Here is a 283-nt window from a genome sequence, read left to right on the forward strand (position 1 = left end):
CTGCTAGTTTCTGGTCAAGGACACCGGCAAAGGAGAGCAGCTGATCACGCTGATTGTGCAGTGCCTTTCTCAGCTTACGAATGGTCGGATATTGCTTGCCCTTCCGCTGTTGGAGTTCGGCTGCAATGAAGTCGAATAACTCTTGACGCACCGCTAGAGACGGGCCAGCCAAGGCAAGGACATCAGGGGAGAACCACTGGCATATAATCTTGACATCCTGAGCGCGGGTGACCAGCCCGACCTCTCGACGGTTCGCTTTCACCTGTTGGATAGTCAGCTTCTG

1 pseudogene is annotated in these 283 nt (G+C 54.4%); it reads right to left on the bottom strand.

Annotation, left to right across the window (positions count from 1 at the left end):
• Nucleotides 1-262: pseudogene (locus CKL79_RS22800) on the bottom strand (hypothetical protein); the annotation flags it as partial.
• Nucleotides 263-283 lie beyond the last annotated feature (21 nt).

The sequence above is a fragment of the Leptolyngbya sp. BC1307 genome, from assembly GCF_002286735.1.
GTDB lineage: Bacteria > Cyanobacteriota > Cyanobacteriia > Phormidesmidales > Phormidesmidaceae > Phormidesmis.